This is a genomic window from uncultured Dubosiella sp. (assembly GCF_964018005.1).
GTDB classification, from domain to species: Bacteria; Bacillota_I; Bacilli_A; order Erysipelotrichales; family Erysipelotrichaceae; genus Dubosiella; species Dubosiella muris.
Genome location: NZ_CAXHOA010000004.1, coordinates 19,387 through 34,463 on the forward strand (window position 1 = coordinate 19,387; position 15,077 = coordinate 34,463).

Here is a 15,077-nt window from a genome sequence, read left to right on the forward strand (position 1 = left end):
CGCTTTTTCCCCGCCTGCCAAAATGCTACACTTCCACTGGAGGCGTGTTTCTATGCTATTTTTTCAAATTCTCATTTGCGCGTACGTCGTGTTTTTGATTTGGGACTTGTTTCAAATCGTGACCAGGGCGCGTCCAGCCTGGAACCGGAAAGCCGTCGCTCTCGCTTTAACGCTCTTTCTTGTGCCTGGCATGTATAAATATTCCCTGTATTTTCCGTTTGTCGTCTACATTCTCGTCTTTACCTTGCTCGTCCAGCTTTTGACCCGGGTGCTTAAAAAGCCATTCCGGCTCTGGATGGTGGCGCTTTGCGTGGCGGCCGCGTTTTCCTATACGGCGTATGGCTACACGCATTTTCAGCGCCGCGTCGAAATGGACTACGCGCTGGAAACCGATAAAAAGATCGCGCCGACCCGGCTTTTGTTTTTTTCGGACTTGCATTATCCAAACGGTATGGATGGCGCCTCGCTGGCGCAGCTTGTCGATTCGATGGCGCGCACCGATCCGGATATCGTCCTGATTGGGGGCGACTTGTTTGATGAGCAAACATCCAAAGCGGACATGGAACAAGGCGTGGCGTCCTTGCGCCCGCTACGGGAGCGCGCCCGCGTGTTTTACATTTATGGCAACCACGACTTGCAGCCAAAGCGCCGCGTGAAAACCTACACCCAGGCCGATTTCGAGCGTGCCTTGCGGCAGGCCGGCATTGAGATTTTGAACGACGAGTCCGCTGTGTGCGGCTCGATCACTATCGTTGGTCGCCAGGACGCGGCTTTGAAAACCCGGCTCGAAGCCGCCGATTTGCTCGACTCCCTCGATCCGGCGCGGTTCACTGTGCTTGTCGACCACCAGCCGGTGGATACAAAAGCGCTTTTGGACAGCGGAAAAGTGGATTTGATGTTGTCGGGCCATACCCACAACGGCCAGCTGTATCCGTTTGGCTATTTGCTGGATGTGTACTGGAACTGCGATTTGCGCTACGGCATCAACGACGAGGGGCGGATGACCGCGATCACCTCATCGGGTGTCAACGCCTGGGGCTTTCCGGCTCGCACGATGGGAACGAGCGAATATGTCGTGGTCGACATTAAGCCACAATCACCTTCTCCGGCTCCGGAAAATTCGACGGATCGGCAGTCGTGACGATTGTGTCGAATTCCCGAAACCGGGCGTATTGATAAGGGGCGCAAACCTCGGTTTTCGAATCGTCCACAAGCAGCACGCTTCGCGCGGCGTGCATGAGCGCGGTGCGTTTAATTTGAATTTCCTCATACGCGAAGGTCGTCGGGCCTTCGCTGTTTTTAAATCCATCGCTGCCTAAAAACGCGAGATCGAAATGGAGCGCGGCGATTTGCTCGTTCGCGAAAGGGCCGACAAGAGACTGGCCGATGGGTTCGAGCAAGCCGCCAACCACGATGAGCCGGTGGTGGCTGCCGGCCAGGGCGGTCGCGATTTCGATGGAATTGGTGGCGATCGTCAGGTTTTTTCGGGGACTTAAAAACCGCAGCATCGTATACACGCTGGATCCCGCGTCCAGCCAAATCGTCTGGTAGTCCTCGATCAGCTTGCTGGCGCAGGCGGCCATCCGGATTTTTTCCTCGCGGTGGTCTTCGCGTTTGACGCGCAGCGGAATGTGGGAATACTTGTCGATTCGGTTGGCCGATCCGTGCTTTTTCTCAATCTTGCCTTGTTCGCATAAGACATCGAGATCTTTTCGAATCGTTTCGGAGGAAACATTGTAATCGTTGGATAATTCCGTCACTTTGACGGAACCTTCCCGTTGAATTCGTTCATAAATTATCTTTCTTCTTTGTTCGCTTTTTCTTGTCATAATCGTACCCTATCGTTTGATTTCAATGTTTATTTTTTTGGCTTTCAATTTTTTCATCCTGCTTTTCCCCAGTTGAGAGTGAATTCGATTGTTTTCCCTTGGCGCTCATTTTATAGTGAAAATACAAAAAAAGAACGAGCCCCACAATCGTCTTTGGTTTCTTCTCAAAAAGAGAGTCGAAGCATAAAAAACAGCCGCTGCGCTGTTTTTTCAGTTGAACGAAATCGCAAGCAAAAGAAACAATCAGAAGCGGCTAGGCTTCTGATTGTTTTTGTCTGGCAAACAAAATCGCGCCAAGCAAATTGGCGTCGTTGTCATACAGGCACCGTTCGATGCGCGTCGTGCAAATGTCCGAAAACGCACGGCCCAGCGCTTCCTGCCGCATCGTGTCGCGCAGTTTTTCGATGAACCAGTCTTCTTTCGAGATGCCGCCACCGACGCAAATCACTTCGGGGTTATAAAAACAAATAATCGTTTCAAAGCCGAGGCAGATGTTTTTGCACCACTCGTCGAGCGCCCGGATGGCGACAGGATCGCCCTGGTGGTAAAGCTCGGTAATTTCCGTCCCGTAGCGTTTTTTCGCCTCTTCCTTGGCGTCGCGATTGTAAATGTCGATCAGCGCGTTCATCGACGCGATTTCCCACAAATGCGCGATGGATCCGTCTTCGTGGAAGCCGCACGCCAAATTGGAAAACTCGCCCGCGATTCGATCCACGCCTTCCCAAACGTGCCGGTCATCGCAAACGCACCCGCCGATTCCGGTTCCAATGACGAAATACGCGCTGGACGACGTGCCTTTGCCGTTGCCGATGCGCATCTCGCAAAGACCGGCGCTCTTGGCGTCGTTCAAGGCGTGCGTCGGCCGGTGCAGACGTTTTTCCACTTCCTCGATCACATTCGTTTTGTAGGTAATGCGCACATTGGCGGCCGCCTGCGACAAAATCGTCGAATCGGGCGCGATGACGCCAGGCACGCTCACACCGACGTAGCGAATGTTTTCGACCGGCAAATCCGCGCACAAGTAGTCGTAAAACGCCGCGGCCGTGTCGCACGGGATCGTTTCGCGTTTCCAGCGCCGCACGATGTTGTTTTCGTCGTCCACGACGGCGTATTTAATAAAGGTTCCTCCAATATCAATGCCTAAATCTAACATAAAATTTCCTTTCTTTTAAAAAATGCTCAGATTCGACATTTGAGCATTTTTTCTTCCTTCGTTTGTTTATTTTGCGGCCAGTTTTTCCGCCAGTTCCAATACGGCTTTTCCGTTGCAGCGTCCATAGTCAGCCATTGGAATTACATCAAGAGGCACACCCGCGTCTCCGGCGATCTTTTGCGCTTTTTTCTTCATATACCCAACTTGTGGTCCCAGCAAAGCGGCGTCAACACCCGCCAGACGACGATCCAGCTCGTTGACCGGATATGCCACGATATCCACTTCTTTTCCTTCTTTTTTCGCCTCTTCGATCATTTTATTCACGAGAAGGCTCGTCGACATGCCTGCGGCGCAGAACAATCTAATAGTTAACATAATATCCTCCTTTTGATTTCATTTTTCCAAAATGTAATCGCTTTCTATGAGAATTTTACCTCAAACTATGGCAAAACACAACCTTAATCGCAAAAGGAATGCTATAATGATTGGCTTTACATTGGATTGAATGTCACGCGCGGATCTTCGAGGCCGTACTGCATCGCCAAATCGTGGTAATGCTCACCAAAATAAGTCGGAAACTCCTTCTTGAATGTCTTTTCGTCCGGGAAATGGACAAACACGTCGAAGACATCGATGACCGGCACGCTGGCGGGTCGCAGCTCTTCCATGATTTTCTTAAACGCGAAGTCGGCTGGAAACTCCACTTCGATTTCCCCGCCATGTTCAAGATGGATGACCAAATCGAAGTTGTACATGACGTTGAGCGCTATGAGCATGCCGCCGCCAGCCCATCGTCTGGCCACGACGTACAAGTCGATCCATTTGATTCCGGAATACGGAATCGAAATCGTATCGTTTGGATCCTGTATGCGGTACAACTCGATTTCGTTGTATTTGAAATCGCAGCCACGAATGAACGGATGCGAAATACTCATCGACGCGTCGACGGCGAATCCCGACATCGCGAAAATCTTTTTTGTGAAATTTTTCGCCTTGCTCGCGTACGAACGTTTCTTTTTGCCCGTCATCAACTGGGCGTAGTAATAGCGTTGTTTCATGTTGTCCCTTTCTACCAAGATGTTTTCTTAAAGCCAATACGCGGATCGTCTAGTCCATGTTCTTGGGCGATGGTATGATAATTTTTCTCAAAATACGATCCAAAATATGATTTGAAAGCTTCCTGATCCGGAAACCGTTTAAACACGTCGAGCACATCCATCACATAAATATTTTCCGCTCTCAAACGTTCCATCACTTCCAGAAATCCAAAGAAGGCCGGAAACTCGATTTCGTACTCGTCATGCTCCGTGTGGACGATCAAGTCGAAATCGAAGCACGGAATCATCATCGTCAGGATCGTCGTTCCCCAGCGCCGACGCACGACGTACAAGTCGATCCATTTGATTTCGGAATACGGAATCGAAAACCGGTCGTTGGGATTGGTCAGCCGATGCAAATACAAACCGTCATACCGAAAGTCGCAGCCGTAAATGAACGGGTAACCAAGCGGCGCGTTTCGATTCGAAAGAATGAATTGCGGAATGTAGTAGGGCGTCTTTTCCTGTCCGTCTACAAACGCGTCCACATAATAAAAGTTTTTTAACACTTTGTTCTCCTCTCTGCATTTAGAAAATTCCGATTATATTAATTCCATTTTTATTATATCGCGATTCATCCTAGCAAACAATCAAATAATCAGAAAAAATAAGAGAAAGAAGAAAAAGATGAAAACGTTTGTCAACCGCTTTCAAACGTGCTATGGTGGAAAAAAAGAAAGAAGGTTCTTTTTATGCTTAACGAATTTTACTATGGCAACCTCTGGATCGACACCAAGCGCAAAACAAGCAATGCCAGCTTGATTCTCGTTGTCCCTTTTTATTTTCTGCCTGCCGTTTTCGGTATGCAAACCGTTTGTCATTTCACACTGGACAGCTTGGAACTGACACGACTGACGAAGCCAAATCAGAGAAAAAACATCCCCTATACCGAAATCGGAAGCATAGAACTGTTCGTGATTCGACGAAAATGGGAAGGTGGAACTTTCCTTTCAATGCTCGTTCCCTACTACAATTTCGATCTTGTCGTGCATTTAAAAGACAACGGACGGGACGATCCAAAACTGGAAATCGAGTTTCCCGCCACATATTCCTTTGTGGAAGCGATACAGCGTTTGAAAGAAAACCATATTTATGTCCATGACGCGTTTGGCGTGTTCGAGCGCTTTACAAATGAAGAGTCGTTCAAGAAAGACTTCGCCAGCTATTTCGACGAGCATTACCACGCGCTGGCAGCCGAATACGGGCTCGACGACCCGCGCATCGGCTTTACCGCAAGACAGCGCCTTTAGCGTTTCTTCCAAATTTCCTTTAAAGAAACCGACTTTTTAAAGCCCATCCTTGGATCATCTAAATTGTATTTTTCGGCCAAAGCCGGATAGCACTCAAGGAAATGTTGTGCAAAACCAGCCCGAAATGACTGGGCGTCCGGGAACTGTTCGTAAATATGAAACCGGTCGTAAACGGGCACACCGTTTTCCCGAATCTTTTCGCACATCCTTTTTCCCTCAAAACAGGCGGGAATTTCGATTTCCTCATCATGATCGTATGTGTGGACGATCAAATCCAGATTGAACTCAGGCGCGATCAGCATTGTCCATGCTATACCCCATACGCGTTTTACGACATACAAGTCAATGTATTTGATGTCTTTGTACGCGATGTCGTGGCCGATTTTTGGATACGGCAAACTGTGGAGCTCAATGCCCCGGTCAGTCACGTTACAGCTGTAAATAAACGGAAAACCGGGAGATGGCTTTGACTTTCCAAGGGATAAAATAAACTGCGGCATATAATACGGCGTGATTTCCTGTCCGTCGATAAATAAATCCGAATAATAAAATCGTCTGAGCATACATTTCTCCTTCTGCTTCTATATTATTCTTTCCATTTCCGTTTATCGAATCATATAACCATAAAAAAAAGAGATCCTCGTATTGGATCTCTTTCATTTTATTAAGCAAGCTTCGCTTTCAAAGCATCAATTTCTTTGTACACGTCGATCATCTGCTCAACCATCGCTTTGAACGTTTCAGCACCCATCATCTGGTCTTCCGCGTGGATCAGGATCAAAGAAACTTCCGGAGAATTGCCGGCTGCTTCCTGCTGAACGAGTGTCGCGTGCGGTGCATGACCCTGGTTCAACATTTCGTCGCCTTCCTTGATCATGTTTTCAGCTTCTTCGTAGTTGCCTTCTTTCGCAGCTTCCAAAGCAGCCATGTACGCGGATTTCGCTCCACCGGATGCAGAGATGATTTGGAAACAGATTAATTCTAAACCTTCCATCTTTATTTCTCCTTATAATAATGTAATTTGTGTTTTTATTCAGCGGCTTCCTGCTCTTCTTTATACAGCTGGTTGTCGTACATCTTGATGAATGGGAAGTACGTGAAGAACGATCCCACAATGACGATTGCCTGCCATACCATCGTTTTCCATCCGTTAACCAACAGACCGGAAATGATTGGAGGGGTTGTCCAAGGAACAACGACACCGGTAAACATCGGCAGGATGCCCCATTGGATGAGCAGATAAGTCAAGGCACCGGACAGTACCGGAGTCAAGATAAACGGAACCGCGAGCATCGGGTTCAATACGATTGGCGTACCGAACAGGATCGGCTCGTTGATATTGAAGACGCCTGGGCCCAAACCGAGTTTACCAATGGACTTCAACTGCTCGGATTTGGCGAAGAAGCACAAGTAAACAACAAGACCAAGAGTCAAACCGGAACCGGTTACTGTACAGAACTGGTCAATCAGCTGCGAAGTGAAGATATGTCCACCGTTGGCAACCGTCAGTTCGCGACCGGAGTCGAGAATCGCCTGGTTGTCCGAAACGTTGGCTGTCAGGATACCACCCATGACACCGCCGACAACCGTCGCACCGTGGATACCAAACCACCACAGGAACGTAACGAGGAACTGGTGAGCGATAACACCACCCAGGTTGTCCGTCAAGCCTTGCAGCGGAGCCTGGATCGCGCTGTAAACCAATTCCATGACCGTCGTACCAGCGGCCAATTCAACGACGTAAACGATAGCCGTCCATCCAACGATGATAACCGCGGCTGGAATCAACGCCGTAAACGCGTTGGCAACACCTTGAGGCACGCCGGCAGGCATTTTGATCGTGATGTCCTTTTTCAGGAACCAGCAGTAAATCATACCAACGATGACACCGAAGATCAGGGCGCCAACCATACCTTGACCGGCAAGCCAAGTACGGTCGATGACGCTTCCAACGGCTTCGTCGTTGAACATAACCGACTGAGGCTGGGACATCAGCCAAACAGACAGCGAGATAACCGCGGCCGGCATACCTTCGAATCCTTCGTTTTTCGCGTAGGTGTAGGCGATACCCATAGCAGCGATCAAAGACATAATGTTGAATGTGTTCGCGTACGTCGTCGTGAAGATGTCGTACAAACCAACACTGGTCAGAAAGTCACCAACTGCAGAAATTGGGAACTGTTGCAAAAGCAAGAATACAGAACCTACGATCATCAATGGCATCGAATACAGCAAACCGTCTTTCAACGCCTGCATAGGTTTCGTGTTGATAAAGCCCATCACTGGAGGTATGACTTTATCATTAATAAATTCACTCATCTTTTTCTCTCCTATTTTCCTTTTTTTCTTTTACTTATTTTTTAGCCAGTTTTTCAGCGAGCCCAAGAACCGCTTTTCCGTTGCAGCGTCCATAGTCAGCCATTGGGATCACATCGAGAGGAACTCCCGCGTCACCGGCGATCTTTTGTGCTTTTTTCTTCATGTAACCAACTTGCGGTCCAAGCAGAGCGACATCCACGCCATCCAGACGGCGGTCAAGTTCGTTGACAGGATATGCGACGATATCCACTTCCTTGCCTTCTTTTTTGGCTTCCTCGATCATCTTGTTCACCAGCAAGCTTGTTGACATTCCAGCAGCACAGAACAATCTTACAGTTAACATATTTCTTCTCTCCTTTCTACTTTTTATTTGTACCACATAGATACTATATGGTCACTACCTCCAGAAATGTGAGCGCTTTACCTTGCCTCACACCATTTATTATATGCAATGGATGCAAAATCACCATAGAAACATTTGCCACATTCAATATGGTAAGCAACCGTTTACAATGCAATTATACCTATGAAATCTGATAAATTCTACATTTTTTTTCGATTTTTATCACGATTTTTCACACAATGTTTCGACCACGTTACAAATTACCACATTTCGTTCTCCTGAAAGTTTCCTTTTTCTTCCGTTTTCTATTTTTCCCTGAAACTGCCTGCCATATGTGGCAATAAAACGTTATAAAAATACACTATCTTTTTGCGGCTTACCACAAAAAAAACCGCCCTGCTCGTGCAAAGCGGCTTTTATTATATCCCCAGCAGTTCGATAAATTTGGTAAATTGCGGATCCTCTATCAAGGAGGCGACCGCTTCATGGTCCAGGGCGAAGCGGGCTGTTAGCTCGTAAAACTTCTGCCGGTTCTTGCTGTCCTGGGATCCGGGCGACGACAGCAAAACGACACGGATCATTTCGTCGTTCCATTCAATCGGCTCGTCCAGAACGGCGATGTACGCGAACGTGTATGTCGAGCAAATCCGGTTTGGATGCGGCAGCGCGATTTGATTTTTGTACATCATATGCGGATATTCCTCACGCGCCATGACCAGTTCATAAAAGTCGCTCGACACAGTTTCCTGACTTTCCACGATTTCGCACATTTCCTTCAGGATCGCGTTTTTATCGCGCCCTTTCAAGTTCGTCAAAAACCGCTTCGGCGTGTAAAAGCGACGGAGCTCGTTGGACTCGGCGCGCCAAAGCGCCTCCTCGATGCTTTGCATGTCGTTTCCTTCCATAAACGAGTTGATTTCGAAAATCGGTTTCGGAATCTCGATCAAGATCGGCACGGTCGTGAACACGTAGTCGACAAGCGAAAAATCGAAATTGCGCAAGCCGAGCGAATCCGACACATACAAATGGTTGATGGACGAGAAAAACGCCTGCTCGTATTTTTGCTTGAACACGTTCATCGTCGACGAATTGGCGTTCGATACGATCAAAACGTTCGACTTCTTAATTGGATCGTTTGAATCCTTGTCGATTTGCAGCGCGAAAATCAGCGCCAAATAGCCGATCTCGTCCTCGGAAAGGTCGGTTTTATAATGCTTCTTCAAAATGCTCGACGCGCGAATAGCCATGTCGTACGCCAGCGAGTAGTTTTTCTTGATTTCGTCAATCATCGGATTCGTCAGCGGCAAGCCGTACTTCATTCGAATGTCGAACGGGACAAGATGGCGGTTCAATGTCATCCGTAGCTCGAAATTGTTGGAAAACGAAATTTGGAACTCCCGCCGTATGAGCTCGATCATGTCGTAGGAAAGCTGGTCGATTTCGCGATTGAAAATAAAGTTGTCGTCGCTTTCGATTGGATAGTTGCCGCCCGCGGTCATTTGCTTGCCGCCCAAATACAGCAAAATATAGTTTTTCTCGTCGGCCGTATACGTCACGCCAAACTGCGATTCCAGCAGCTCGACCAGCTCGTTGCAAAAAGACGATTCCTTAATGCCAATCGCACTAAAGCTTTCCACGTTCAAATTCAAATTGACGATATAACCGCTCAAAATCCGTTTCATCCCCACGTATACATAGTTCGCGAAATTATCAAGCGCGACTTCCGACAAATGCAAGTCGTATTTGTTCAGCAAAGAAACGATTGTCTGGCCAAGCCACACCGAATCGGAATTGGCGTCGACGCGTTCATTGTCAAAAAAATGGTATTTGAGCTGGCAATAGCAAAGAAGACGCCGGATGTCGAACTCCTCGCCCTCGATTCGGATCCCGCACGCCGGCTTGCGAATGATTTTCAGCCGGTACTCTTTGAGCATGTCCTCGATTTGTCGCAGCGAGGCGGATATGCTCGTTCTGGAAATGTACAGCATTTCGCATAAATCGTCGATTTTCACAAAGCCATGGGCGTTCAACAGCTTTTCAAGCACGACCACGTTCCGGTTTTGTCCTTCCACCGGCCGTTCCTCCACATTTTTGTTGAACCATTCCTCAAACGCTTCCGGCTCTTCCACCACCATCCGATACCCATTGTGCGCCTTCGATTCGATCGACGCGCCATGGTGATTCAAAATACAATCCAGCTTTTTTATATCGTTTCGCACGGTTTTCAAGCTGACATTCAAACGTTGCGCAAAATATGTGGCTGACCGGTATTCATTTTGACTCATCAAATTGAACAACTCCTGCAACCGCACCCCCATCATCATGACCTCTCCTCTCTTTCTGTTCCGTTGTCATTATCGTATCAAAAAATAGAATTGAAAAAAAGACCGACAGATCGGTCTTTCTATCTTTTTCATTACTTGAACAGGAAGCTGAGCAACGGTTCCATTTGCACGAGAACCGGCGCGAGCATCAAGGAAATGACAGACATCAATTTGATCAAAATATCCATCGCCGGTCCCGCCGTATCCTTGAATGGATCGCCGACCGTATCGCCCGTAACCGCCGCCTTGTGGGTATCCGAGCCTTTGCCGCCAAACTGGCCGCTCTCGATAAATTTCTTCGCGTTGTCCCACGCGCCGCCGGAATTGGCCATAAACACAGCCAGCATGATGGCCGAGATAAGCGCCCCCAGCAGCATGCCGCCAAGGCCTTCGCATCCAAGCAGCACGCCCACCAGCACCGGCGAAACGATGGCGATGCAGCCCGGCACGACCATTTCCTTGAGCGCCGCCTGCGTGGAAATGTCGACGCAGCGCGCGTAATCCGGTTTGGACGTTCCTTTAATAATGCCGGCATCCGCCTTGAACTGGCGGCGCACCTCGTTGATCATATGGTTGGCCGCTTTTCCAACCGAGCGAATCGTCAAGGACGTGAAGAAGTATGGAAGCATCGCCCCAAACAGCAAACCGACCAAAACGCCCGGCTGCAAAAGCGAGATAACGGACAAGTTGGCCGCCTCGGCGAACGCGACAATCATCGCCAGCGCCGTAAACGCCGCCGAGCCGATACAGAAGCCTTTTCCCATCGCCGCGGTCGTGTTTCCAACCGAATCCAGACGGTCCGTGATCTTGCGCACACCCGGATCCAGCTCCGCCATTTCGGCGATGCCACCCGCGTTGTCCGCGATTGGCCCGTACGCGTCGACAGAAACCGTGATGCCGCACGTCGACAACATGCCGACAGCGCCCAGCGCGATGCCGTACATGTCGAAGAACATGAACGACAAGATGATTCCAAGCACGAGAACGACGACGGTCAGCATCGTCGATTCCATTCCAACCGAGAACCCGGAAATAATATTCGTGGCGTGACCCGTCTGGGATTCCGCCGCGATTTCCTTCACTTTCCGGTATTCATCCGACGTGTAGTACTCGGCGATTTTTCCAAGCAGGATCCCGACGATCAAGCCTGTCATAACCGAGAAAAACGGATTCATCGTTCCAAACAGCCATGTGCTTGCCATGAACGCCGCGATAATGACGATGCCCGTCGCCACGTATGTCGCGATCGACAGCGCCTTTTGCGGGTTGTCCCACGATTTCATCCGCACGAACAGCTGCGCCAAAATCGAGGCGATAATGCCGACAGCCGCCACCACAAACGGGAACAAAGCCGCCTGGAGCGTGTAGTTCTCGCCAAGAATCGTGACGGTCAGTCCCAGCGAGATGGCCGACACGATCGCGCCAACGTACGATTCCGTCAAATCGGAGCCCATGCCCGCGATATCGCCGACGTTGTCGCCGACATTGTCCGCGATAACCGCCGGGTTTCTTGGATCGTCTTCCGGAATTCCCGCTTCCACTTTTCCAACAAGATCCGCGCCGACATCGGCCGCCTTCGTGTAAATTCCACCGCCGACACGGGCGAACAAAGCGATAAACGAGCAGCCAAGACTGTAGCCGGCCACGACCGGAACCGCCTGGATCGGATCGCCCAGAACGTAGGTGAAGACCACATACAGCAAGGCCAATCCAAACAAGCCAAAGCCAACCACGCTGATTCCAAGAACGGAACCGCCGTTAAAGGCGACATTCAGCGCTTTGGACATGCCGTTTTCGCGGGCCGCCTGCGCCACCTTCGCGTTGGCCATCGTCGCCGCCTGCATGCCGATAAAGCCGGCCAGACCGCTGCTCAACGCGCCGATCACGAAACAGATCGCGCCGTTGATTCCCACGCCGTCGATGCCTTGCAGCGACGGAATGAATCCAAGTCCTGTCAGCAGCAGCGCGACGATTACGATGAAAATGATAATGATTTTGTACTCTCTTTTCAGGAAGGCCATCGCCCCTTCATGAATGTACGAGCTGAGCGCTTTCATTCGTTTGTTGCCCGAGCTTTCGCGTTTGACGGTCACAAACAAGTTAGCGGCGTACACAAGCGCCAACAGCGCGACTGCGATCACGATCAATAAAAACGTGACCATTTTTGAAGAATCAAACTCCATAACCTTTTCCTCTTCCTTTCTCTACTCAAAGATATTTAGTATTGTATACCCTTTTCATAAAACTGTAAACGGTTTCAAGAATGGTTTTTCCGCTATTTTCCCACAAAAAAACCGATTTCCAAAGAAATCGGCTTTGATTACCATTTTGGACGAATACCTAAAATAGTAAAGAGTTTCGTATAATTATCGTACGTGTTGATGCCCCCGGCCGGATCGTCCATCTTCGCGTTGGCGATAAATTGCAGCGCCTCGTTGTTGGTGATCGGGGTGCGGCGCCCTTTCTCGTCCTCGACATAGTATTCCACCGGCGCGGTGTTGGTGTTGACTTCCGCCGGACCAATCTTGTGTCCGTATTCGCGAATCGCATCCAAATGGGTTTTTAATGACATGGGAAACGCCTCCTTTTTCATGGTTTCATCATACCCAAAACCAGAACCGCAGGCAAACCCCATGCTTTTTTCCTCGCTAATGCGGCGTTTCCAAAAGAAAAGTCAGCAGAAAAAACACCGAGGAACAAATGGCGAAAACGATCTGGTGGGTGCGAAGCTCTTTGGCGCGCTCCTGCTTCACAAGCCGCTCCTGCTCATCTTGAAGACGGGTTTCCACATGATCATTGATCATATCCATAAACTCATAACTCATAATTACGCTTCCTTTCCAATGGCTTTTTACCATTTTTTCTGTGCAAATGGATATTAACACAGTTTTTGTGGCGGTGCAATATGGAACGTCTCATTTTTTCTGATTTTTTATAGACTTCTGTGCCCTGTTTTGATAGTATTAAAACAGGAAAAGTCTATATTTTTCGGATCCGGAACCGAAAATGCGACTCCTGGCAACGAAACGATCGACAAAAATAGAAAGGAGGCGCCGCATTCGTTCGCCGACGCCTTGCGAATGAATACGGCAATGTGCATCATGGCATTACCACAACAAATCAAAAAATCACGTAAAAAGAAAAAGATCACGCAGGGCGAACTCGCGAAAATGCTTGGAAAGACGAAAAACGTGATCTCCAACTGGGAGCGGGGCGACAACAAGCCGGACGCCGACACGATTTTAAGCTTGTGCCGGATCCTGGACACGACGCCGAACAGCATCATGGACTGGGAGGACGACGGCAAGTCGCTTTCGGAAGTCGAGCGCTACCACATCGAAAAGTTCCGGGCGCTGGAGCCCTGGCAGCAAAACCTCGTGGACGAGATGATCAACAAGATCCTCGACCACTCCAATCCGGAAAATCTGGATCTGCCGCAATCGCTTTCGATTCCGTTTTTCCAGGTTTCTCCGGCGGCTGGCGCCGGAAACTATCTGGGCGACGACGTCGAACAGGAAACGATCGAGCTGCCGGATACCGCGCTCAACCGGAAGATCGACTACGTGCTGCGGGTCGACGGGCACAGTATGGAACCAAAATACATGGATGGCGATCTCGTCAAGATCGCGTCCCAGCCTTCGGTCAACATCGGCGAGATCGGGATCTTCATCATTGACGGCAACTCGTTCATCAAAGAGTACCGCGCCAATTCCCTGCACTCTTTAAATCCGGAATATCCGGACATCGAATTCACGCCGGGCATGGATATCCGCTGCGTCGGCAAAGTGCTTGGCGCTATTTAATCAAAAAAAAGTAAAAAAAGATGCCAAAAGAGGTATCTTTTTTTTTCTTCCTGTGCTAAAATCGTTTATGCACATGGCGCGTTCGGCAAGCGGTTAAGCCACAGCCCTCTCAAGGCTGTATCACGGGTTCGAACCCCGTACGCGCTGCCATTTTATCAATTCACTTCACGAAATTCGTGAAGTTTTTTTTTCGTTTCGACACAAAAAAAGCGGATCCGCCTTCGTTTCACCGCCTCATCGTTGTCCTTTTACTTCGCCGCTTTCTCGTTCATCCAGGCGCCAATCACATACAACGCCGACAGCACGAACAAGATCCCGTACGCGATCCAGCTCACGTTGCCATTGGCGCCAAAGTAAAACAAAGCCTCCACGACAAACAACACAAGCAGGCCGATTCCGTAGTAACGCAACGTTCTCGCGTACAAAAGGTTCGACGCCATTTTCACCGCCATATAGCCAGCTGCCAGTTCAGCAACCGAAACGAGCATGCCGACAGCCAGCGTGCCCGAATCCAAAATAAACAGCTCGCCAATGACGCTTCCCTGCACCGTGGCGATGATATCGTCCGAAATCAAGCCGCCAATTTGAATGCACAGCGACAAAATACCTAAAATCACAAAAATATAGCCAACGACCTTCAGCAAGGTACTTCCTTTCGCTTCCATAGACATTTACCAATCCTTTCGTAAATATCTTACACTGAAAAAAAACAGGCGTGAAATGTAACGCCTGTCAACCTCAAAGATTCATCGTCCGCATGGAACGCATTTCCACTTTTTCATCCTGCGATCCCGGTCCGCACGGGACACACAGCTTCGCCACGATGTGGCCGCCCTGAAGAATAAACACTTCCTCCTCGTCCAGCCTTGGCAGGATCTTTTCAAAATCACGAATCAAGTCTTCTCTAGAAATCACCATATGTCTCGCTCCTCATACCCTTAGTATACGGATTCCGGTAT

General features: G+C 49.2%; 18 protein-coding genes and 1 tRNA gene. 4 read left to right on the plus strand and 15 right to left on the minus strand.

Features of this window, described 5'->3' with window-relative positions; all coding sequences use genetic code 11:
* Positions 1 to 52 precede the first annotated feature (52 nt).
* On the plus strand, positions 53 to 1,141 hold the full coding sequence (locus ABNS49_RS03810) for a metallophosphoesterase (protein ID WP_168353539.1): 1,089 nt from the start codon (positions 53 to 55) through the stop codon (positions 1,139 to 1,141).
* Here the strand turns inward: ABNS49_RS03810 and ABNS49_RS03815 are convergent.
* The 5 genes from ABNS49_RS03815 to ABNS49_RS03835 form a co-directional block, all read right to left on the minus strand.
* Positions 1,086 to 1,829, minus strand: coding sequence for a DeoR/GlpR family DNA-binding transcription regulator (locus ABNS49_RS03815; protein ID WP_135979659.1), 744 nt, complete (start codon positions 1,827 to 1,829; stop codon positions 1,086 to 1,088). The two genes, ABNS49_RS03810 and ABNS49_RS03815, sit on opposite strands and share 56 nt — an antisense overlap.
* Before the next feature lie 253 nt (positions 1,830 to 2,082).
* A complete protein-coding gene (locus tag ABNS49_RS03820) occupies positions 2,083 to 2,982 on the minus strand; it encodes an ROK family protein (protein ID WP_135979660.1) in 900 nt (299 codons plus the stop codon).
* Between the two features lie 66 nt (positions 2,983 to 3,048).
* On the minus strand, positions 3,049 to 3,357 hold the full coding sequence (locus tag ABNS49_RS03825; protein ID WP_135979661.1) for a PTS sugar transporter subunit IIB: 309 nt from the start codon (positions 3,355 to 3,357) through the stop codon (positions 3,049 to 3,051).
* Between the two features lie 116 nt (positions 3,358 to 3,473).
* The gene (locus tag ABNS49_RS03830) at positions 3,474 to 4,040 is read right to left on the minus strand and encodes a hypothetical protein (protein ID WP_135979662.1); all 567 of its coding nucleotides are present in this window, start codon (positions 4,038 to 4,040) and stop codon (positions 3,474 to 3,476) included.
* 11 nt (positions 4,041 to 4,051) lie between these two features.
* Positions 4,052 to 4,588 (minus strand): hypothetical protein, encoded by a 537-nt coding sequence (locus ABNS49_RS03835; RefSeq protein WP_135979663.1) that lies wholly within the window; start codon positions 4,586 to 4,588, stop codon positions 4,052 to 4,054.
* A gap of 183 nt (positions 4,589 to 4,771) precedes the next feature.
* On the opposite strand from ABNS49_RS03835, the gene ABNS49_RS03840 reads away from it, so the two are divergent.
* Positions 4,772 to 5,329, plus strand: coding sequence for a hypothetical protein (locus ABNS49_RS03840; protein ID WP_135979664.1), 558 nt, complete (start codon positions 4,772 to 4,774; stop codon positions 5,327 to 5,329).
* Here the strand turns inward: ABNS49_RS03840 and ABNS49_RS03845 are convergent.
* From ABNS49_RS03845 to ABNS49_RS03880, 8 genes are all read right to left on the minus strand, one after another.
* The gene (locus tag ABNS49_RS03845; protein WP_135979665.1) at positions 5,326 to 5,892 is read right to left on the minus strand and encodes a hypothetical protein; all 567 of its coding nucleotides are present in this window, start codon (positions 5,890 to 5,892) and stop codon (positions 5,326 to 5,328) included. The genes ABNS49_RS03840 and ABNS49_RS03845 overlap by 4 nt on opposite strands.
* 101 nt (positions 5,893 to 5,993) lie before the next feature.
* Positions 5,994 to 6,323, minus strand: a complete 330-nt coding sequence (locus ABNS49_RS03850) for a PTS lactose/cellobiose transporter subunit IIA (protein WP_135979666.1) — start codon at positions 6,321 to 6,323, stop codon at positions 5,994 to 5,996.
* 35 nt (positions 6,324 to 6,358) lie between these two features.
* Positions 6,359 to 7,609, minus strand: a complete 1,251-nt coding sequence (locus tag ABNS49_RS03855) for a PTS sugar transporter subunit IIC (RefSeq protein WP_277820766.1) — start codon at positions 7,607 to 7,609, stop codon at positions 6,359 to 6,361.
* A gap of 73 nt (positions 7,610 to 7,682) precedes the next feature.
* Positions 7,683 to 7,991 carry a PTS sugar transporter subunit IIB gene (locus tag ABNS49_RS03860; RefSeq protein WP_135979668.1) on the minus strand — a complete coding sequence of 103 codons (309 nt, stop codon included), beginning with the start codon at positions 7,989 to 7,991 and terminating at the stop codon, positions 7,683 to 7,685.
* A 419-nt stretch (positions 7,992 to 8,410) separates the two neighbouring features.
* The gene (locus tag ABNS49_RS03865) at positions 8,411 to 10,315 is read right to left on the minus strand and encodes a PRD domain-containing protein (RefSeq protein ID WP_288341545.1); all 1,905 of its coding nucleotides are present in this window, start codon (positions 10,313 to 10,315) and stop codon (positions 8,411 to 8,413) included.
* A 92-nt stretch (positions 10,316 to 10,407) separates the two neighbouring features.
* Positions 10,408 to 12,498, minus strand: a complete 2,091-nt coding sequence (locus ABNS49_RS03870) for a sodium-translocating pyrophosphatase (RefSeq protein ID WP_277820767.1) — start codon at positions 12,496 to 12,498, stop codon at positions 10,408 to 10,410.
* A 137-nt stretch (positions 12,499 to 12,635) separates the two neighbouring features.
* On the minus strand, positions 12,636 to 12,887 hold the full coding sequence (locus ABNS49_RS03875) for a hypothetical protein (protein WP_135979670.1): 252 nt from the start codon (positions 12,885 to 12,887) through the stop codon (positions 12,636 to 12,638).
* 76 nt (positions 12,888 to 12,963) lie between these two features.
* Entirely contained in the window at positions 12,964 to 13,140 is a 177-nt protein-coding gene (locus tag ABNS49_RS03880; protein WP_168353540.1) for a hypothetical protein, read from the minus strand.
* Positions 13,141 to 13,416: 276 nt separating this feature from the next.
* Between ABNS49_RS03880 and ABNS49_RS03885 the strand changes: the two genes are divergently transcribed.
* Both ABNS49_RS03885 and ABNS49_RS03890 read left to right on the plus strand, forming a co-directional pair.
* Complete coding sequence (locus ABNS49_RS03885) at positions 13,417 to 14,118, plus strand: S24 family peptidase (RefSeq protein ID WP_168353541.1); 702 nt, start codon at positions 13,417 to 13,419, stop codon at positions 14,116 to 14,118.
* 75 nt (positions 14,119 to 14,193) lie between these two features.
* Positions 14,194 to 14,268 (plus strand) — tRNA-Glu (locus ABNS49_RS03890).
* A 98-nt stretch (positions 14,269 to 14,366) separates the two neighbouring features.
* Here the strand turns inward: ABNS49_RS03890 and ABNS49_RS03895 are convergent.
* Together ABNS49_RS03895 and ABNS49_RS03900 are read right to left on the minus strand one after the other, a co-directional pair.
* Positions 14,367 to 14,789, minus strand: a complete 423-nt coding sequence (locus ABNS49_RS03895) for a hypothetical protein (protein ID WP_135979672.1) — start codon at positions 14,787 to 14,789, stop codon at positions 14,367 to 14,369.
* A 67-nt stretch (positions 14,790 to 14,856) separates the two neighbouring features.
* On the minus strand, positions 14,857 to 15,036 hold the full coding sequence (locus ABNS49_RS03900) for a hypothetical protein (RefSeq protein WP_135979673.1): 180 nt from the start codon (positions 15,034 to 15,036) through the stop codon (positions 14,857 to 14,859).
* Positions 15,037 to 15,077: the final 41 nt, after the last annotated feature.